Here is an 18,528-nt window from a genome sequence, read left to right as displayed (position 1 = left end):
GGGAGTTGGGCGCGCGCGGATGCCGGGTGTGTCCGGGTTCCGCGCGGATGAGCTACGAATGCCATGTCCGTGTACGGGCATATGCTCAAGGTGCGAAGCCGACTCCCCATCCGGCTTCGGCCCTCCCTCGACCCAGGAGCAGTATGTCGACCGCCGCCCGACGGGCATTCTTCGACCGGACGCACACCGACGATCTGATCGCGTTCCTCGGCACTTCGCCGTCTCCGTACCACGCGGTCGCGAGCGCCGCCGAGCGCCTGGAGAAGGCGGGGTTCCGTCAGGTCGCCGAGACGGACGCCTGGGACGGGGCGGCCGGGGGGCGCTTCCTGATCCGCGCCGGCGCGCTGATCGCCTGGTACCTGCCGGAAGGGGCCGGCCCGGAGACACCGTTCCGCATCGTCGGCACCCACACCGACTCGCCCAACCTGCGCGTCAAGCCGCTGCCGGACACCGGTTCGGCGGGCTGGCGGCAGGTCGCGGTGGAGATCTACGGCGGGGTGCCGCTGAACACCTGGCTCGACCGTGACCTCGGCCTGTCCGGCAGACTCGCGCTCAAGGACGGCAGCGCGCGGCTCGTCCACTTGGACGAGCCGCTGCTGCGCGTCCCTCAGCTCGCCATCCACCTGGACCGCCAGGTCAACGACGGCATGAAGCTCGACCGGCAGCGCCACGTCACCCCGATCTGGGGCCTCGGCCCGGTGGACGAGGGCTCGCTGATCGGCTTCGTCGCCGAGCGGGCCGGCCTGGCCGTCGAGGACGTGGTCGGCTGGGACCTCATGACCCACGACGTCCAGCCCGCCTCCTACCTGGGCCGCGACCGGGAGCTGCTGGCCGCTCCGCGGCTGGACAACCTGCTGTCGGTGCACGCGGCCACCGCCGCGCTCGCCGCCGTCGCCACCGCGGCCGCCGAGGGCGTCGAGCTGCCGTACATCCCGGTACTGGCCGCCTTCGACCACGAGGAGACCGGTAGCGAGTCCGACACCGGCGCCCAGAGCCCGCTGCTCGGCAACGTGATCGACCGGACGATCCACGCCCGTGGCGGGAACCCGGAGGACCGTGCCCGGGCGCTGGCCGGCACCGTCTGCCTCTCCTCGGACATGGGCCACGCCGTCCACCCGAACTACACCGAGCGGCACGAGCCGGGCCACCATCCGATGCCGAACGGCGGGCCGATCCTCAAGGTCAACGTCAACAACCGCTACGCGACCGACGGCGTCGGCCGGGCGGTGTTCGCGGCCGCCTGCGAGAAGGCCGGCGTGCCGTGGCAGACCTTCGTGTCCAACAACGCCATGCCCTGCGGGACGACCATCGGCCCGATCACGGCGGCGCGGCTGGGCATCAAGACGGTGGACTGCGGCATCGCGGCGCTGTCCATGCACTCGGCGCGCGAGCTGTGCGGGGCGGAGGACCCGTACCTGCTGGCGAGCGCGGTCAAGGCGTTCCTGGAGGGCTGAGGCTCCTGGTGAAGAGGCGGGGCCCGGCGGACGTGATGTCCGCCGGGCCCCGCCTCTTCGCTCGCCCGGCTACTCCATCCCGGCCAGGACCAGCGGGAGGCGGCGGGCGCCGTCGGCGACCAGCTTCACCGGCACGCCCCAGTCCTGCTGGTGCACGTGGCAGGCCGGGAACTCGATCTCCGGGTCGTCGTCGCAGGAGGCCGCCATCGCCGAGACGTGCAGCACGCCCTCGGTGACCCGGTCGGAGAGCACCAGCTCGCGGGAGAGGGCGGAGTCCGCGCCGGCGCCGGAGACCAGCAGCTCGGGCGGGGTCGCGCTGACCAGCAGCCGGGTGGACGGGCCGTAGCGCTCGTCCAACTTCTGGCCGCTCGGCGCCTCGAAGACCACGTCGAGTCGGAAGGCGCCGGGCGCGACCTCGGTGGCCGCGCGCTGGGTGCGGTGCGCCACCGACTCGACCTGGACGGCCTCCTCGGGCAGCCGCAGCCGGGTCAGCCGGTGCCGGGCCGACTCGACCACCACGATGTCGCCGTCCACCAGTACCGCGCCGGAGGGCTCGCGCAGATCGGTGGCCAGGGTGCTGACCTCGCCGCTCGCCGGGTCGAAGCGGCGCAGCGCGTGGTTGTAGGTGTCGGCGACGGCCACCGAGCCGTCCGGCAGCACGGTCACGCCCAGCGGGTGCTGGAACAGGGCCTGGTCGGCGGCGCCGTCACGGTGGCCGAAGTCGAACAGGCCGGTGCCGACGGCGGTTTGGACCGTCATGGTTCCACGTGAAACGAAGCGCAGCGCGGAGGTCTCGGAGTCGGCGACCCAGAGCTTCCCGCCGTCCGCGGAGACGGCGAGGCCGGACGGCTGGGCGAACCAGGCCTCGGCGGCCGGGCCGTCCACCAGGCCCTCGTTGGTGGTGCCGGCCGCGACGCCGACCGTGCCGTCCGCCGGGTCGTACGCCCACAGCTGGTGCACGCCGGCCATCGCGATCCACACCTTGCCGTCGAACCAGGCGACGTCCCAGGGCGAGGAGAGGTCCACCTCGCGGGCCGGGCCCTCGGTCGCCGAGCCCTGCCACCACTGGCGGCCGGTGCCGGCCAGGGTGGTGACGCTGCCGTCGGCGAGGCGCACGCCGCGCAGCGCGTGGTTCACGGTGTCGGCCACGACCACGTCGTAGTCGGCGCCCTCCGGCAGCAGCGCGAGGCCCTGCGGCTCGCTGAACCTGGGGCTGGCGCCGTCCACCAGGCCGCGCTGCCCGTCGCCGATCCGGCGCACCACCGTCTCGCCGTCCTCGGCCAGCTCGACCAGGCTGTGGTGGCCGGAGTCGGCGACCAGGAAGCGGCCGTTCGGCAGCCGGACCGCCTTGCCGGGGAACTTGAGGTCCCCGGCGGTGGGCTCGGGCGCCACGTACGGGCCGTCGCCCCGGCGCAGCGTGCCCTTGGCGGCGTGCTCGGCCTCCAACTCCTCGACCAGGCGGGCGATCGCGTGGGCGTGGCCCTCACCGGCGTGCTGGGCCACCACGTAGCCCTCGGGGTCGATCACGACGAGCGTCGGCCAGGCGCGGACGGCGTACTGCTTCCAGGTCGCGAGCGCCGGGTCGTCCAGCACCGGGTGGTGCACCTCGTACCGGGCGACGGCGTCGACGACGGCCTGGTGGTCGGCCTCGTGCACGAACTTGGGCGAGTGCACGCCGACGATCACCACGGTGTCGCGGTGCTTCTCCTCCAGCTCGCGGAGCTCGTCGAGGACGTGCAGACAGTTGATGCAGCAGAAGGTCCAGAAGTCTAGTACCAAAATGCGACCTCGGAAGTCTGCCAACGACAGATCCTTACCACCGGTGTTGAGCCATCCACCTGCGCCAACCAGCTCGGGGGCGCGGACACGTGCACGAGATGCCATGGCTGTATCCAACCCCATCGATGGTGGCGGGCATTCCGGGTGGGGGTTGGGGCTCGGCGGCTGCCGGCTACGAAAGGTCGGCCTGCCAGCGGATTTCGCCGTCCTGGGTGTGCGGGGTGGGGCGGAGGCCGAGGGTGTGGGCGACGTGGGTGGAGGCGTGGTGGTCGGGGTGGATGTGGGCGACGGCCGTGGTGGTGCCGAAGGTGGTGAGGTGGGCGAGGAGGGTGCGGGCGGCTTCGGTGGCGAGGCCGCGGCGCTGCCAGGGGGTGCCGACCACCCAGGCGAGTTCGGTGGCCTCGGGGCGGGCGGTGGCCTGGACGTAGCCGGTCAGGGCGTCGTCGGCGCGCAGCCGCAGGACCCAGGTGCCCCAGGTCTCGGCCGGGTCGGGGGAGCCGGCGGCGAGCCGGGCGCAGCGGGCGCGCAGCTCCTCGGGGGTGGCCGGGCGGCCGCCGGTGAAGGTGTGCAGGGCGGGGTCGGCGAGGGCAGCGGCCAGTTCGTCGGCGTGCTCGGGGACGAGCGGCAGCAGGTCGAGGCGCTCGCTGCGCAGCGGGGTGCTGAGGTCGGGTCGCATGGCGGTATTGAACCGCTGCGGCGCGGCGCCGCTCCGCGGCGGGTGGGGTCGGGTCGAACGGGGCTCGACGGACACTGAGTCACCGCGGGTGCGGCGCCCCGCCCAGGACGTGCTCCCGCCCCCAGCGCCCCAGCGGCGCGAGCGCCGCGTTGAGGTGTCGCCCCGCCTCGGTCAGCGCGTACTCGACCCGGGGCGGCACCTCGTCGTACGCCTCCCGGTGCACGATGCCGTCCGCCTCCAGCTCGCGTAGGTGGGCGGCCAGCACCTTCTCGGTGATCCCCGGCACCAGGCGGCGCAGCTCGCCGAAGCGGCAGCACGGGCGCTCGCCCAGGGCCCACAGGATCAGCACCTTCCACTTGCCGCCGATCACGTCCATCGCGGCGTCGATCCCGCAGACGTACGCCCCCGGCCTCGGCACGGTCGCCATGCCCACCCCTTCCGACCTCGATCCTCACCTCAGGGTAACCACCCACTTCGAAGTGCGTACTTGATCGTTTCCGGGGCCGGCGCGGAGGCTGATCGGCATGGCACAGAACACCGTTGAGGAATCCCGCCGGACCCCGCTCGTCCTGCCCACCCAGCCCGCCCCGCTCACCCTGCTCGGCCTCGGCGCGATGGGCACCGCGCTGGCCGAGGCCTGGCTCACCGCCGGGCACCCGCTGACCGTCTGGAACCGCACCACCGAGCGCGCCGACGCGCTCGCCGTACGCGGCGCGGCCGTCGCCGACAGCGCCGCCGAGGCCGTCGCGGCGAACCGGCTGGTCGTCGTCTGCCTGCTCGACGACGCCTCCGTGGACGAGGCGCTGGCCGGCGCCGACCTGGCCGGCAAGGACCTGGTCAACCTGGTCACCAGCACCCCCGAGCAGGCCCGCGCCCGCGCCGCCTGGGCCGAGCGGCGCGGCGCCCGCTACCTGGACGGCGGGATCATGGCCGTCCCGCCGATGATCGGCGTCCCGGCGACCGGGCCGTACGTCTTCTACAGCGGCTCCGTCGGGCTGTTCGAGGAGCACCGGGCGACCCTCGCCGCCCCGGCCGACACCCGGTACGTGGGCGAGGACGCCGGGTACGCGGCGCTGCACGACGTGGCGCTGCTCAGCGCCATGTACGGGATGTTCGCCGGGGTCGCGCACGCCTTCGCGCTGATCCGCGACGAGGCCGTCGCGCCGGGCGAGCTCGCGCCGCTGCTCCGCGACTACCTCACCGCGATGTCCCGGACCGTCGCCACGACCGCGGAGCAGTTGGAGAGCGGCGACTACACCAAGGACGTGGTGTCCAGCCTGGCGATGCAGGTCGCGGGCAAGGGCACGCTGCTGCGCACCGCCGAGGAGCAGGGGGTGAGCCCCGAACTGCTGGCGCCCTACTTCCGGCTGATGGAGCGCCGGTTGGAGATCGGCAGCGGCGAGGAGGACCTGACCGGGGTCGTCGACCTGCTGCGACGGTGAGGGGCGGCCGGTAACGTACCGGCATGGCTGACCTTGAAGAACGCGCCAACGTCGTCGCGTCCGGATCTCGGCGGACCGGTCCGGGGGCGGGCGTCCGACGGCGCCGCGCCGCCGACCTCGCCGACTGCGTCCGGGTGCTGGCCGACGTCCACACCGTCGACGGCTACCCCGCCGACTGGCCCGAGCGGCCCGCCGCCTGGCTCACCCCGGACGGCCTGCTGGCCGCCTGGGTCGCCGAGACGGCGGGCCGGATCACCGGGCACGTCGGACTCTCCCGCAGCGCCCCGGGCGATGCCGCCCCCGGGCTGTGGAGCCTGCGGACCGGCGGGCGGCCGGAGCTGACCGCCGTGATCGGCCGCCTGTACGTCGCCCCGACGGCGCGCGGCCACGGCGCCGGCGCGCACCTGCTGGCACGCGCCGTGGTGCATGCGCGGGCGCTCGGGCTGCACCCCGTGCTCGACGTGCTCGCCACCGACACCGCCGCCGTTGCCCTCTACCGCCGCCTCGGCTGGACCCTGCTCGGCAGCGGCGAGCAGCGGTGGGCCTCCGGCCGTACGGTCCTCGTCCACTGCTTCGCCGCGCCGAGGGGGTGAGCCGGACGCGGGGCGACCGCTTGGCCGCGCCGTCGGGCGGTCGCCCTGGACCACGATGACTGCCTAGACCACGATGACTTCGACTCCCTGGTCAAGGCCGGCGAAGTCAGCCCCGTTCCGGGTGTACAGCGGCAGGCCGTGAGCGGCGGCTGTGGCCGCGATCATCAGGTCCATGCGGCGGGGGCGGGGGTCCCGCTTGGCCTGGAGCGTGAGTGCGACCAGGGTGCCGAAGCGTCGAGCTGCCGCTCGGTCGAACGGCAGGGCGGCGAACTCGGCCTCGGCGTCTGCGAGTCGCTGGGCTCTGGCCATCATCTGCACCGGGTCCTTCGCCATGGCTACGCCCTGGGCGAGTTCGGCCAGCACGATGGATGACAGTGCCGCATCGACCGGCAGGAATTGCGGATCGATCTGCGGAAGGTCGATGACGACGCAGGTGTCGAGAAGCCCGCGTTGGCGCCGCTCGGTCACGCCTGCTCCCACGGGTCGTCGCCGACCCGGTCCTCGTCGCCGTAGAAGGCATCGGCTTCGGCACGCATCTGTGCCGCGTCGACGGCCGGTGCGTTCCGCCACTTCCGCTGGAGCTCTTCGACGGGGACGAATCGGCGGCGGCTGCTGATCGGACGGACCTCGGCGATCTCAGTGCCGTTGCGAGTGATGTGGTAGATCTCGCCGGCTTCGACGTCGTCGAGTACGGCCTTGGACCGCGCCGCGAGTTCGCGCTGCGTGATGGTCTTCATGCGGCCATTGTATCGCGCTGTAATGCACCGTGTAGCAGTGTCTCGATGTCCGTCCTCGGCTAGCCCGCCGAGCGCTCGGCGGTGGGGCGGCGGCGCAGGCCCGGGGTGGTGAGGGCCGGCGGCTGCCAGGCGCCGTCGGCCTGGTAGAGGTCCGTGCCGGGCGGGACGACGGCGTCGATCCGGTCCAGGACGGCGTCGTCCAGGAGTAGGTCGGCGCCCTTGAGGGCGGAGTCGAGCTGCTCCATGGTGCGCGGGCCGAGGATCACCGAGGTGACCGCGGGGTGCGCCAGCGGGAAGGCCACGGCCAGCTCGGGCAGGGTGCGGCCGAGCTCCCCGGCGAGCTCGGTGAAGGCCTCGACCGCGTCCAGCTTGGCGGCCGTGGCGGGCAGTGCCGGGTCGAAGCGGCCCGGGTTGATCGCGGCGCGGCCGCGGGTGAGGTCGATCTCCTGCCCCTTGCGGTAGCGGCCGGTGAGGAAGCCGCCGGCCAGCGGGCCCCAGGTCAGGGCGCCCATCCCGAGCTGCTGCACCACCGGCAGCACGTCCCGCTCCACCCCGCGGGCGAGCAGTGAGTACGGCGGCTGCTCGGTGCGGAAGCGCGGCAGGGCGCGGCGCTCGGCCACGTGGTGGGCGTCCACGATCTGCTCGGCGGGGAAGGTCGAGCAGCCGAAGGCGCGGATCTTGCCGGCCCGGACCAGGTCGCCGAGGACGGAGAGGGTCTCCTCGATGTCCGTGGTGTGGTCCGGCCGGTGGATCTGGTACAGGTCGATCCAGTCGGTGCGCAGCCGGCGCAGGCTCTCCTCGACCTCGCGGACGATCCAGCGCCGCGAGTTGCCGCCCCGGTTGCGGCCCTCGCCCATCGGGAAGTGCGCCTTGGTGGCGAGCACGATGTCGTCGCGGTCGCCGCGGGCGGCCAGCGTCCGGCCGACGATCTCCTCGGACTCGCCGGCCGAGTAGATGTCGGCGGTGTCGACGAAGTTGATGCCCCGGTCGAGCGCGGCGTTGATGATCCGGGCGCAGTCGTCGTGGTCCGGGTTGCCGATCGCGCCGAACATCATCGTGCCGAGGCAGTAGGCGCTCACCTCGATGCCGGTGCCGCCGAGAACGCGGTAGCGCATGGTTGTGTTCCCCCTGTTGGTGGGTCGGTGACGCGGTGGTGGCTCAGAGGCTAGGAGTTGGAGTGCACTCCAGGGCAAGGGGCGTCCGGGGATCCCTCCGGCGGGGGAGCCGGATCGTCGCCCCGGCGGAGGCCGGGGTGCGGCGGCGCGGGTGACCCTGGGGCCATGGTGAAGCACGGGTGGGTCAGGAGCGGTTGGGCGGTGGCCGGTTGGGGGGTCGGCTACGGCGGGTTCGGGTTGGGCTGCGCGCTGAGCGGGACCGCGCTGCTCGGCGGCGCCTGGCTGGGGTGGGTGGTCGTCGGGGTGGGCCTGGCGGTGGTCGCGGCCGGGTGCGCGGCGGTACGGCTGCGGTCGGCGCAGTGGCTGACCGGGGTGTTGTGGGTGCTGTGCGGGCTGGCCGTGGTGGCGGCCTGGAGCCTGCTGATGGACGTGGTGACGTTGCTGTTCGGGCAGGCCGTGGACAGCGTCCCGGCCGCGGTGCACAAGGCGCTGGCGGCGGCCGGGGCGCTGCTGCTGGCCGCCAACGCGCGCTCCCGCGGCCCGCTGGCCGGCGGTCCGGAGGGGGTCCCGTCCACGACTCCGTCCACGACCCCGTCCACGGCTTCCCCAACGGCCCGCTCGAAGACCCCTTCAGGAGCCCCTTCAACAGCTCCGGAGACCGTCCAACTCGCGGCCTGCGCAGGGACGTTGGCCTTCGTACCGTACGTTGCGATGAAGCTGATCTGGGCACTCGGCGGCAGTTTCGCCGGGATCAGCGGCGACCAGATGTACGCGAGCTACCTGCACAACGGCTCGTCCGGGATCTGGCTGACCCTGGAGCGCTGGGGGCTGGACGGCACGGTGCTGCTGGCGGCGATCGGGGTGTTCCTGCTGTGGGGGCTGGTGCGGCCGTGGGGGCAGGTCTTCCCGCGCTGGACCCTGCCGCTGCGCGGCCGTCGCGTCCCGCGCTGGCTGCCGCTCGCTCCGGCGCTGATCGGCGCGGCCACGCTGGTGCCGTACGGGCTGGTCGGGATCGGCTACCTGGCGCTGTGCGCGACCGGGGTGACCGAGATCCGGCTGGGCGAGTTCGCGACGGCCGGGCAGGCGCTGCAGATCGCCTGGGTCGGGATGTGCGCGTTCGCCGGGTACGGGGTCGCGCTGGCGGTGGCCACCCGCTCGTACTGGCGGCGGACCGGCGCATGAGGGGGAGGGGCTGGAGGGGAGGTGGGCAGGGAGGTGAGCGGGGAGGTGTTTGCTGAGCCGGCAACAAAGCTTGCCGACACGGGATGGTCGGTCGCAGCCTGGCGACGGAGGTGAGCGCCATGAGCGAGACGAGGACGACGGAGCGCCACGACGTGCTGGTGGTCGGCGCCGGAGCGGCGGGACTGAACGCCGCCCTGGTGCTGGGCCGGGCCCGACGGCGGGTCGCGGTGGTGGACGCGGGCGAGCCGCGCAACGCCCCCGCCGCCCACATGCACGGCTACCTGAGCCGGGACGGCATGTCCCCGGCGGCACTGCTGGCGGTCGGGCGGGAGGAGGTCGCCCGGTACGGGGTGGAGCTGATCGACGGACGGGTCGAGCACATCGAGGCCGAAGAAGCCGGATTCGTGGTGCACCTCGCGGGCGGGCCGGTGCTCCACGCGCGCCGGGTGGTCGTCGCCACCGGGCTGCATGACGGGCTGCCGGAGCTTCCGGGCCTGACCGAGCGCTGGGGCCTCGATGTGCTGCACTGCCCGTACTGCCACGGCTGGGAGGTCCGCGACCGCCCGCTCGGCGTGCTCGGCACCGGCCCGGGGGCGGTCAACCAGGCGCTGACCCTGCGGCAGTGGTCGGCCGACGTGCTGCTGCTCGCGCACACCCTCGAACTGACCGACGCCGACCGCGAGCGGCTCGCCGCCCGGGGCGTCCGGGTGGTCGAGGGCCGGATCGTCCGGCTGGTCGCCGACGACGGGCGGCTGCGCGGCGTGGAACTCGCCGACGGACAGGTGGTGCCGCGCGAGGCGGTGTTCGTCTTCCCGCGGCCGGTGCCCCGGGACGCCCTGCTGTTCGGTCTCGACTGCGAACGGGACGACAACGGCTGGGTCACCACCGACCGGACCGGGCGCACCAGCCTGCCCGGTGTCTGGGCGGTCGGCAACGTCGCCGACCCGCGCGCCCAGGTGGTCACCGCCGCCGGGATGGGCGCGGCGGCCGCCTTCGCGCTGGACCACGACCTCACGGCGGAGGAGGTCGGGCAGGTGGTCGACCGCCACCGCGCGTCCGGCGCCGCCGCGCCCGCCTGAGCGGGAAGCTCTCGTCGCCCCGCCGACAACCCCACGACCTCACGACCCGGGAGGAGAGGCCATGTCCTCGCACCAGCACCAGCACCAGCACGGCCACGGCCACCAGCACGGCCACGGCCACGTTCCCGCCGCCGACCTCGACTGGGACGCCCTCGCGGCCCACCTGGAGCGGGAGGCCGATCTGCGCGCCGCGGCCGTCACCGAGGCCGCGCGCTGGCTGTCCGGCCTGCCCGGCCTGTCCGGCCTGTCCGGCCTGCCCGGCGAGGGCGGGGTACGGAGGGTCCTGGACGTCGGCAGCGGTCCCGGGGTGATCGCCGGGCTGCTCGCCGAGGTCTTCCCGGCGGCCGAGGTGGTCGCCGTCGACCAGTCGGCCGCCCTGCTGGAGCGCGCCCGGACCCGCTCCGGCGGCCGACTTGGCACCCAACAGGCCGATCTGCCCGCCGAGTTCGACAAGCTCGGCGAGGCCGACCTGATCTGGTCCGGCAACGCGATCCACCACCTCGGCGACCAGCAGGCCGCGCTCACCGCCCTGGGCGCGCGGCTGCGCCCGGGCGGGCTGCTCGCCGTCGCCGAGAGCGGCCTGCCGCCGCGGTTCCTGCCCCGGGACTTCGGCCTCGGCCGGCCCGGCTTCCAGGCCCGGCTGGACGCGGCCCACGAGGACGGCTTCAGCGCCATGCGCGCCGAACTGCCCGACACCGCCGAGGAGATCGAGGACTGGCCGGCCATGCTGCGGCGGGCCGGACTCGTCCCCAGCGGCACCCGCACCTTCCTGGTCGACCACCCGGCGCCGCTCGCCCGGCCTGTCCGCGAGTACCTGCACGCCCAGCTCGGCCGCCGCCACGACCAGCTCGCCGAGGCGCTCGCCCCGGAGGACCGTGCCACCCTGGAGGCCCTCCTCGCCGAGGACGCCCCCACCGGCATCCTCAACCGCCCGGACGCCTTCTACCTCTCCGCCATGACCGTCCACACCGCGCGCCGGCCCTGACGCCGGGCCCGCGGGCACCCGAGCCGCCCCGTCGCCGCGCTTCCGAGGCCGCGGCGGCGGGGCTCCGGGCTCACCGTCGCCGCTCCGGGCGCCGCCGGTGCGACGGATACCGCCGGTGCGACGGATACCGCCGGTGGGACGGATACCGTCGGCGCATGACAGCGAACCAGCAGGGCTTCGTCGTGGTGACCACCACCCACGAGAGCGAGGAGCGGGCCCGGTCCCTGGCCGCCGCCGTGGTGCGGGAGCGCCTGGCGGCCTGCGCGCAGGTGTACCCCGTCCGGTCGGTGTACTGGTGGGAGGGCGAGGTGCGGGACGCCGAGGAGTGGCGGATCGACCTCAAGACCCGGGCCGAACTCGCCGACCGCCTCGCCGGGTTCGTCGCCGGGCGGCACTCGTACGAGACGCCCGAGGTGATCGCCGTGCCGGTGGTCTCCGGCAGCCCCGGCTACCTGGCCTGGGTCGCGGAGGAGACGGCCGGGTAGCTCAGGAAGCGACTCCTCCTGCTCCACGTCGTACTGGCTCTCGACCAGCTCCGGACCAGCTCCCGACTAGCCCTCGGCGCCGCCGAAACGCGCCGTCCAGGCCGCCAGGTCCTCGTCCGTGATCTTGGCGAACAGCACCGGCGGCACCGTGAACGCCGTCCCCGCCGGGATCAGGTCCAGCGAGCGCGCCTCCTGGGCGTCGACCCAGCTGCGGGTGGCCGCCGGCGAGTCCTCGGGCAGGGCGAAGGCGCCGCGCATCGCCGCCGCCGCGGTCGGGATGAACGGCTCGGAGACCACCGCGTACAGGTGGATCAGGTTCATCGCCGTCCGCAGGGTCAGCGCCGCCGCCTCCGGGTCGGTCTTCACCTGCAGCCAGGGCGCCTTCTCGTCCAGGTAGGCGTTGCCCGCGCTCCACAGCGCGCGCAGACCCTGCGCCGCCTTGCGGAAGTTGAGCGCGTCCAGCTGGGCCTCGTACTCGGCCAGCAGGGCGGCGATCTGCTCGCCGAGGCGCTGCTCGGTCTCGCCCGAGGCGCGCCCGCCGGGGACGTCGTCGCCGAAGCGCTTGCGGCTGAAGGAGAGCACCCGGTTGACGAAGTTGCCGAGGGTGTCGGCGAGGTCCTTGTTGACCACCGAGGCGAAGAGGTCCCAGGTGAAGCTGGAGTCGTCCGACTCGGGTGCGTGCGCCATCAGGAAGTAGCGCCAGTAGTCGGCCGGCAGCAGGTCCAGCGCGACGTCGGTGAAGATGCCGCGCTTCTGACTGGTGGAGAACTTCCCGCCGTAGTACGTCAGCCAGTTGAAGGCCTTGACGTAGTCGACCTTCTTCCACGGGCGGCGCGAGCCGAGGACCGTCGCCGGGAACATCACGGTGTGGAAGGGGACGTTGTCCTTGGCCATGAACTCGGTGTAGCGGACGGTCTCGTCGGCCTCGTACCACCAGGACTTCCAGTCCCGCAGCTGCCCGGCCGGGGCCGCGTCCGCCCACTCCTTGGTGGCGCCGATGTACTCGATCGGGGCGTCGAACCAGACGTAGAACACCTTGCCCTCGGCGGCCAGTTCGGGCCACACGTCGGCCGGCACCGGGACGCCCCACTCCAGGTCACGGGTGATCGAGCGGTCCTGCAGGCCCTCGGTCAGCCACTTGCGGGCGATCGAGGAGGCCAGCACCGGCCAGTCGTCGCCCTTGGCGGCGATCCACTGCTCGACCTCCTCGGTCAGCTTCGACTGGAGCAGGAACAGGTGCCGGGTCTCCCGGACCTCCAGGTCGGAGCTGCCGCTGATCGCCGAGCGCGGCTCCAGCAGGTCGGTCGGGTCCAGCACCCGGGTGCAGTTCTCGCACTGGTCACCGCGCGCCTTGTCGTAGCCGCAGTGCGGGCAGGTGCCGACGATGTAGCGGTCCGGCAGGAAGCGCCCGTCGGCGTTGGAGTACACCTGGCGGATCGAGCGCTCCTCGATGAAGCCGTTGCGCTGCAGCTCGCGGGCGATCTCCTGGGTGATCTCCCGGTTCTGCGGTGAGGAGCTGCGGCCGAAGTGGTCGAAGGAGAGCCCGAAGCCGTCGTACACGGCCTTCTGGGCGTCGTGCGCCTGGGCGCAGAACTCGGCGACCGGCAGCCCGGCCTCCTGTGCGGCCAGCTCGGCGGGCGTGCCGTGCTCGTCGGTGGCGCAGATGTAGAGCACCTCGTGGCCGCGCTGGCGCAGGTAGCGGGAGTAGACGTCCGCCGGGAGCATGGACCCGACCATGTTGCCCAGGTGCTTGATCCCGTTGATGTACGGAAGGGCGCTGGTGATCAGGTGCCGAGCCATCCTCGGATGCTCCGATTTCTCCCGCACGCGCACCCCACCCGGAGTGCTGTGCCAGGCGCAGGGGGCCACTGTGGGCTGCCAAGCCTACCGCCGCCGTGGCCCGCGCAGCGGCCGCGCCGTACGGGCGGCGGCCTCACGGCCGGGTGAAGTCGGCGTACCGGTCGAACTCCCCGGCCTTCACCCCGCGGACGAACGCCGCCCACTTGCGCGGCGTCGTCCGCACGATCGCCTCGGGCCGGTCCGACTCGCGGATCTCCACCAGCCCACCGGTGGCTCTGACCTCGACGCAGTCGGTGCTCTCACCGCTGGCCGACGACTTGCGCCACACGTTCAGCCACACGTTCATGAGAAGTCTTTCAGTAAGGCCCGGATGAAGTCCCGGGACTCGTCCGTCCCGAGCGCGATCGCCGCGGTCTTCTCCTTGATCCGGCGGTAGGAGGCCAATTCGGCTTCGGTGTGCACGAACTTCGGCCCGTGGGAGAGGTCGATCTGGACGGTGTCCAGCTCCGGGACCGGCCCGCGGGCGAGATACAGGCTCTCCCCGGACCCGGTGTAGGTGGGGACGCTGAACGGGATCACCCGGATTTCCAGCCCGGGCCGTTCGGAATTCTCCAGCAGGCTCCGCAACTGCTCGCGGAGCACTTCCGGACCGCCGAACTGCATCCGCAGCGCCGACTCGTGCAGGATCGCGCTGTACGGCTTCGGACGGTCGACGAAGATCTGCTGGCGCCGAATCCGGAATGCCATCCGGGCCTCCGCCTCCTGCCGGAAGTGCGCGGGGAGCCGCTCGAACACCGCGGCCGCGTACGCCGGGGTCTGCAGCAGGCCGGGAACGAAGGTGCTGTTGAGGATGGACAGCGAGACCGCGTGGTGTTCCATCTCCGCGATGTCGACGATCCCGCTCGGCATCCGGCCCCGAAAGCCGTCCCACCAGTACTTCCGCCGGTCCTGTGTCATCGCGATCAGGGCGTCCAGGTACGGGCCTTCGGCACAGCCGCAGGCGCGCGCCCAGATCCGCAGCCGTTCGGCGCTGATGCCCGACTTCCCGTTCTCCATCTGGGAGATCTTGGGCAGGTCGGTGCCGATTGTGGCGGCCAGGCTTTTGGGCGTCACGCCCACGCGTTCGCGCATCTTGCGCAGCTCGATCCCAAGGCGCTGCTGGCGCACGGTCGGCGACAAGCGGGGTGGCATGACTCTCTTCTCCGGATCGCGGCTTCGGTCGATGCTTCCGGTGAAGTGTGCCGTGGACACCAGGCCCTAGCTAGCGAACTGGGGGATACCCCCCGATGGAGTGAACGTCCACTCCCTCGGTAGCAACTCTGGCACCCCGACTCTAAGGTCGTACGTGTCACTCGCTGACTTGTTGTCGCCTAAACAGTCGCCAAGTCGCCAATCAGCCCTGCCAATCAGCCGCAATTGCACACGATGCATGGCCAGGGCGTTCGGCATCACCGACCGGAGACAGCCGTGCCCCTTCCCCCGCCTCTCCGCCTTCCGCCCCCTCCTCCCCGCCGCATTTCCGCAACCCGGTGAACGCCCTCCTGGTCGCCGGATTGTCGGCTCTTCTCCTCGCCGTCCTTTTCGTCGGCTGGCTGGTCTGGCTGGTCAACATGCAACCCCGGCTACCCCGCCCCGCGAAGCGGGCGTTCGCCCCCCGCCATTCCGCCCGCGGCGACCGCGACTAGCCGGCCCCACCTTCACGGGGGTGGTATCGATGAACTCCGGGGCGGGACGCCGCACATCACCGTTTCGGACTCCTCCCGGAATCCCCTCCTGCGACAGGCTCCGGACGACTCGCGGGCGAGCGGCCGGAGCCTGGACATGGTCGGGGCCCTCTCGCAGGAGTGGGGCGTCGAACGATCGGCAGCTATGGCAAAGCGCTGTGGTCCCGACCGTGGGTGGCGCGTGAACGGTCAGCCGCGGGAAAGGCGGTCCGTCAGACGGGACTTGGCGGCGGGCCACTCGTCGGCGAGCATCGAGAAGTAGGCGGTGTCGCGCCAGGTGCCGGTGGGGCGGAGGCGGTGGCGGCGGAAGACGCCCTCGAACTGGGCGCCGAGGCGCTGGATCGCGTTGCGGGAGCGTTCGTTGAGGGCGTCGGTCTTCCAGAAGACGCGGCCCATGCCCAGGTCCTCGAAGGCGTGGGTGAGCAGCAGCAGCTTGGCCTCGGTGTTGACCGCCGTGCGCCAGACCGAGCGGGCGTAGAGGGTACCGCCGATCTCCACGGACTCGTCCCTGGTGCTGAAGTCGTGGTAGCCGGTGATGCCGACGGCGGTGCCGCTCGCGAGGTCGACGGCGGCGAAGTAGACGCACTCGCCCTCGGCGGCTTCGGCGATGCGGGCGTCGAGGATCCCGCCGAGTTCCTCCTCCGTGGCGGGCGGGAGGTTCATGGTCCAGCGCCAGACCTCGGGCTCGGAGCCGACGGTGGCCCAGAGGTCGGCGAGGTGGCGGCGCTCCAGCGGCTCCAGGCGGATGTGGCGGCCGGTGAGGGTGACGGGCGTGGGCGGCTTCGAGGTCATGATCCGAACGTAGCGCGACTCTGCACTAGAGGCAATGGAGTTATGTGCTAGTGCAATGTGGCCGGGCAAAGCGAAGGGCCTCGCGGGACGGTGCGTCCCGCGAGGCCCTCGAAGCGTTCGGGCTCAGATGAACGAGTTGATCTCGATCGTCTCGTCCCGGCCCGGGCCGACGCCGATGGCGGAGATCGGCGCGCCGGACATCTCCTCCAGCGCCTTCACGTACGCCTGGGCGTTCTTCGGCAGCTCGGCGAAGGTCTTCGCCTTGCTGATGTCCTCGTTCCAGCCCGGCAGCGTCTCGTAGATCGGCTTGGCGTGGTGGAAGTCCGACTGGTTGTAGGGGAGTTCCTCGACCCGCTGGCCGTCGATCTCGTACGCGACGCAGACCGGGATCTGCTCCCAGCCGGTCAGCACGTCGAGCTTGGTGAGGAAGAAGTCGGTGAGGCCGTTGACCCGGGTCGCGTAGCGCGCGATGACGGCGTCGAACCAGCCGCAGCGGCGGTCACGGCCGGTGGTGACACCGCGCTCGCCGCCGATGCGGCGCAGCGCCTCGCCGTCCTCGTCGAACAGCTCGGTCGGGAACGGGCCGGAGCCGACGCGGGTGGTGTAGGCCTTGAGGATGCCGATGACCCGGTCGATCTTGGTGGGGCCGATGCCGGCGCCGGTGCAGGCGCCGCCCGCGGTCGGGTTCGACGAGGTCACGAAGGGGTACGTGCCGTGGTCGACGTCGAGCAGGGTGCCCTGGCCGCCCTCCAGCAGGACGACCTTGTTCGCCTTGAGCGCCTCGTCCAGGACGAGGGTGGTGTCGGCGAGGAAGGGCTTGATCTTCTCCGCGTAGCCCAGGTACTCCTCGACCACCAGGTCGGCCGGGATGGTGCGGCGGTTGTACAGCTTGACCAGGATCTGGTTCTTGTCGTGCAGCGCCGCCTCGATCTTCTGGCGCAGGATCGACTCGTCGAACAGATCCTGGACCCGGATGCCGACGCGGTTGATCTTGTCCGCGTAGGTCGGGCCGATGCCGCGGCCGGTGGTGCCGATCCGGCGCTTGCCGAGGAAGCGCTCGGTGACCTTGTCCAGGGTGCGGTGGTACGGCGTGATCAGGTGGGCGTTGCCCGAGATCAGCAGCTTGGAGGTGTCGATGCCGCGCTCGTTCAGGCCGGCCAGCTCGGAGAGCAGCACGGCCGGGTCGATCACGACGCCGTTGCCGATCACCGGGGTGACGTTCGGGCTGAGGATGCCGGAGGGGAGCAGGTGCAGGGCGTACTTCTGGTCACCGATGACCACCGTGTGACCGGCGTTGTTGCCACCCTGGTAGCGGACGACGTAGTCGACGGAGCCGCCGAGGAGGTCGGTGGCCTTCCCCTTGCCCTCGTCTCCCCACTGAGCGCCAACGAGCACGAGTGCCGGCACAGGCGTACACCCCTTCCGGTTGGGGCATCCTGCGTAGGCCGCTGTCTGCCCCGAGATAGACGAAGCCCCTGGCGCAATGGCGCAAGGGGCTCTTGCACCGAGAGATTACCTGAGGAAGGACCGGTCGTGTCGTCGCTGTCCACGCCTGCAACCAGCGGCCCCGAGCCGATTCTGCTGCTCCTCGACCCGGTGGCCCGGCAGACCGACGGCGAGTCGGTGCGGATCGCGAAGGACGTGCTCTGCGGGGGTACGGACGTCAAGGTGGTCTATCCGGAGAGCCCGTCCGAACTCGACCGGGTGCTTTCACACCGGGGTCGGCGGCGACCGGTGGTGATCGGTTCCGATCTCGCCTTGCAGAGGGTGCTGCAGGCCCTGCATCGCCACCGTGAGCTGGGCGCTGATCCGGTGGGCATGGTTCCGGTCGGGCGTGCGGCGGAGCTCGCGACGGCCCGGGCGCTCGGGGTGCCGGGGGAGCCGGTGCGGGCCGCGCGGGCGGTGCTCTCGGGCGCGCCGCGCACCTTCGACCTGCTGGTGGACGACGGTGGCGGGGTGGCGCTCGGAGGGGTGCGGATCACGGGCGGCGGTACCCGTCGGCTGGTGGGCCGTCCGGGCGGCTGGCGTTCGCTATGGGCGAAATTGGCTGCGGCCGAGCAGGCGAACGCACTCACCCCGGAGGCCACCGACCACAGCCCCCGGGTCCGGGTCGAGGCGGACGGCCGGCTGCTCGCGGACGTGCACCGGCCGGTCCGGCTGGTCCAGCTGTCGCTGCCGGGCGGCGGGGACGGTCCGGCGGGCGGCCCGGCGGACGGTCCGGCGGGCGGCCCGGTGGGTGGCGCGGGTGTGCTGGAGGTGGTGGTCCGCGCGTCCGGCGCCCTCGTGCGCGTCCGGGCGGCGAGCGTCTCGGTGGTCGGGCGCGGCTTCGGTTACGAGGCGGACGGCCACCCGGTCGGGCCGGTCCGCGCCCGGACCTGGACGGTGCACCCGGGCTCCTGGGGACTGCTGCTGCCGGCCGCCTAAAGGCTCGCGCTCAGGCTCGCGCACAGGCTCGCTTGACGGCTCGCGTGACGGCTCCCGCCGAGGGAGCCCCCGCGTGAACCCCGACTGAACCCCGGGTGAGCAGGCTCACGTTCGCTCCCGTCCCGACAACCACCGCTCCGTGTACGGAACTGCGCACCGAACTCCCCAACAGGCGCGAACCACAAGGCCAACCGGCACCCGCCGGAATTCCCCCCACCCGAAATCCCCAGCCCGTAAGGGGTTTTGTCTACGCGCGTTACT

The 18,528-nt window shown here is 72.6% G+C and carries 19 protein-coding genes; 8 read left to right on the top strand and 11 right to left on the bottom strand.

Annotated features, from left to right (window positions below; genetic code table 11):
• The first annotated feature begins 143 nt into the window (after positions 1-143).
• Positions 144-1,454 carry a M18 family aminopeptidase gene (locus ACZ3UD_RS04955; protein WP_465582308.1) on the top strand — a complete coding sequence of 437 codons (1,311 nt, stop codon included), beginning with the start codon at positions 144-146 and terminating at the stop codon, positions 1,452-1,454.
• A gap of 69 nt (positions 1,455-1,523) precedes the next feature.
• On the opposite strand, the gene ACZ3UD_RS04950 is transcribed toward ACZ3UD_RS04955, so the two are convergent.
• The 3 genes from ACZ3UD_RS04950 to ACZ3UD_RS04940 all read right to left on the bottom strand — a co-directional run bounded on the left by ACZ3UD_RS04950 (position 1,524) and on the right by ACZ3UD_RS04940 (position 4,336).
• Complete coding sequence (locus ACZ3UD_RS04950; protein WP_465582305.1) at positions 1,524-3,338, bottom strand: NHL domain-containing thioredoxin family protein; 1,815 nt, start codon at positions 3,336-3,338, stop codon at positions 1,524-1,526.
• 67 nt (positions 3,339-3,405) lie between these two features.
• Positions 3,406-3,909, bottom strand: a complete 504-nt coding sequence (locus tag ACZ3UD_RS04945) for a GNAT family N-acetyltransferase (protein WP_465582302.1) — start codon at positions 3,907-3,909, stop codon at positions 3,406-3,408.
• Between the two features lie 79 nt (positions 3,910-3,988).
• Complete coding sequence (locus ACZ3UD_RS04940; RefSeq protein WP_465582299.1) at positions 3,989-4,336, bottom strand: winged helix-turn-helix transcriptional regulator; 348 nt, start codon at positions 4,334-4,336, stop codon at positions 3,989-3,991.
• Positions 4,337-4,433: 97 nt separating this feature from the next.
• On the opposite strand from ACZ3UD_RS04940, the gene ACZ3UD_RS04935 reads away from it, so the two are divergent.
• The gene (locus ACZ3UD_RS04935; RefSeq protein ID WP_465582295.1) at positions 4,434-5,351 is read left to right on the top strand and encodes an NAD(P)-dependent oxidoreductase; all 918 of its coding nucleotides are present in this window, start codon (positions 4,434-4,436) and stop codon (positions 5,349-5,351) included.
• A gap of 23 nt (positions 5,352-5,374) precedes the next feature.
• Positions 5,375-5,944, top strand: coding sequence for a GNAT family N-acetyltransferase (locus tag ACZ3UD_RS04930; protein WP_465582292.1), 570 nt, complete (start codon positions 5,375-5,377; stop codon positions 5,942-5,944).
• 63 nt (positions 5,945-6,007) lie between these two features.
• Here ACZ3UD_RS04930 and ACZ3UD_RS04925 read toward each other — a convergent pair whose 3' ends face one another.
• The 3 genes from ACZ3UD_RS04925 to ACZ3UD_RS04915 are packed head-to-tail and all read right to left on the bottom strand — an operon-like array spanning position 6,008 to position 7,796.
• Positions 6,008-6,412, bottom strand: a complete 405-nt coding sequence (locus ACZ3UD_RS04925) for a PIN domain-containing protein (RefSeq protein WP_465582289.1) — start codon at positions 6,410-6,412, stop codon at positions 6,008-6,010.
• Positions 6,409-6,681: a type II toxin-antitoxin system Phd/YefM family antitoxin gene (locus ACZ3UD_RS04920; RefSeq protein ID WP_465582286.1), complete on the bottom strand. Its 273-nt coding sequence runs from the start codon at positions 6,679-6,681 to the stop codon at positions 6,409-6,411. Before ACZ3UD_RS04920 ends, ACZ3UD_RS04925 begins: the two co-directional genes overlap by 4 nt.
• Before the next feature lie 59 nt (positions 6,682-6,740).
• Positions 6,741-7,796 (bottom strand): aldo/keto reductase, encoded by a 1,056-nt coding sequence (locus ACZ3UD_RS04915; protein WP_465582283.1) that lies wholly within the window; start codon positions 7,794-7,796, stop codon positions 6,741-6,743.
• Positions 7,797-7,961: 165 nt separating this feature from the next.
• Between ACZ3UD_RS04915 and ACZ3UD_RS04910 the strand changes: the two genes are divergently transcribed.
• From ACZ3UD_RS04910 to cutA, 4 genes are all read left to right on the top strand, one after another.
• The gene (locus ACZ3UD_RS04910; protein WP_465582281.1) at positions 7,962-8,978 is read left to right on the top strand and encodes a hypothetical protein; all 1,017 of its coding nucleotides are present in this window, start codon (positions 7,962-7,964) and stop codon (positions 8,976-8,978) included.
• 119 nt (positions 8,979-9,097) lie between these two features.
• Entirely contained in the window at positions 9,098-10,057 is a 960-nt protein-coding gene (locus ACZ3UD_RS04905; protein WP_465582278.1) for an NAD(P)/FAD-dependent oxidoreductase, read from the top strand.
• A gap of 61 nt (positions 10,058-10,118) precedes the next feature.
• A complete protein-coding gene (locus ACZ3UD_RS04900; RefSeq protein ID WP_465582275.1) occupies positions 10,119-11,042 on the top strand; it encodes a class I SAM-dependent methyltransferase in 924 nt (307 codons plus the stop codon).
• A gap of 155 nt (positions 11,043-11,197) precedes the next feature.
• Positions 11,198-11,527: a divalent-cation tolerance protein CutA gene (gene cutA, locus ACZ3UD_RS04895; protein WP_465582272.1), complete on the top strand. Its 330-nt coding sequence runs from the start codon at positions 11,198-11,200 to the stop codon at positions 11,525-11,527.
• Between the two features lie 66 nt (positions 11,528-11,593).
• On the opposite strand, the gene metG is transcribed toward cutA, so the two are convergent.
• The 5 genes from metG to ACZ3UD_RS04870 form a co-directional block, all read right to left on the bottom strand.
• Positions 11,594-13,327: a methionine--tRNA ligase gene (metG, locus tag ACZ3UD_RS04890; RefSeq protein ID WP_465582269.1), complete on the bottom strand. Its 1,734-nt coding sequence runs from the start codon at positions 13,325-13,327 to the stop codon at positions 11,594-11,596.
• Between the two features lie 133 nt (positions 13,328-13,460).
• Positions 13,461-13,673, bottom strand: coding sequence for a DUF397 domain-containing protein (locus ACZ3UD_RS04885; protein WP_465582266.1), 213 nt, complete (start codon positions 13,671-13,673; stop codon positions 13,461-13,463).
• Positions 13,670-14,518, bottom strand: coding sequence for a helix-turn-helix domain-containing protein (locus ACZ3UD_RS04880; protein ID WP_465582263.1), 849 nt, complete (start codon positions 14,516-14,518; stop codon positions 13,670-13,672). The genes ACZ3UD_RS04885 and ACZ3UD_RS04880 overlap by 4 nt, the downstream gene beginning before the upstream one ends.
• Positions 14,519-15,240: 722 nt before the next feature.
• Entirely contained in the window at positions 15,241-15,843 is a 603-nt protein-coding gene (locus tag ACZ3UD_RS04875; protein WP_465582260.1) for a GNAT family N-acetyltransferase, read from the bottom strand.
• Positions 15,844-15,966: 123 nt separating this feature from the next.
• Positions 15,967-17,250 (bottom strand): adenylosuccinate synthase, encoded by a 1,284-nt coding sequence (locus ACZ3UD_RS04870; RefSeq protein ID WP_465582257.1) that lies wholly within the window; start codon positions 17,248-17,250, stop codon positions 15,967-15,969.
• Between the two features lie 126 nt (positions 17,251-17,376).
• Between ACZ3UD_RS04870 and ACZ3UD_RS04865 the strand changes: the two genes are divergently transcribed.
• Positions 17,377-18,267, top strand: a complete 891-nt coding sequence (locus ACZ3UD_RS04865) for a diacylglycerol kinase family protein (protein ID WP_465582255.1) — start codon at positions 17,377-17,379, stop codon at positions 18,265-18,267.
• Positions 18,268-18,528 lie beyond the last annotated feature (261 nt).

The sequence above is a fragment of the Kitasatospora sp. NPDC023118 genome (assembly GCF_055560875.1).
This window is presented reverse-complemented; position numbering and strand designations above follow the sequence as displayed.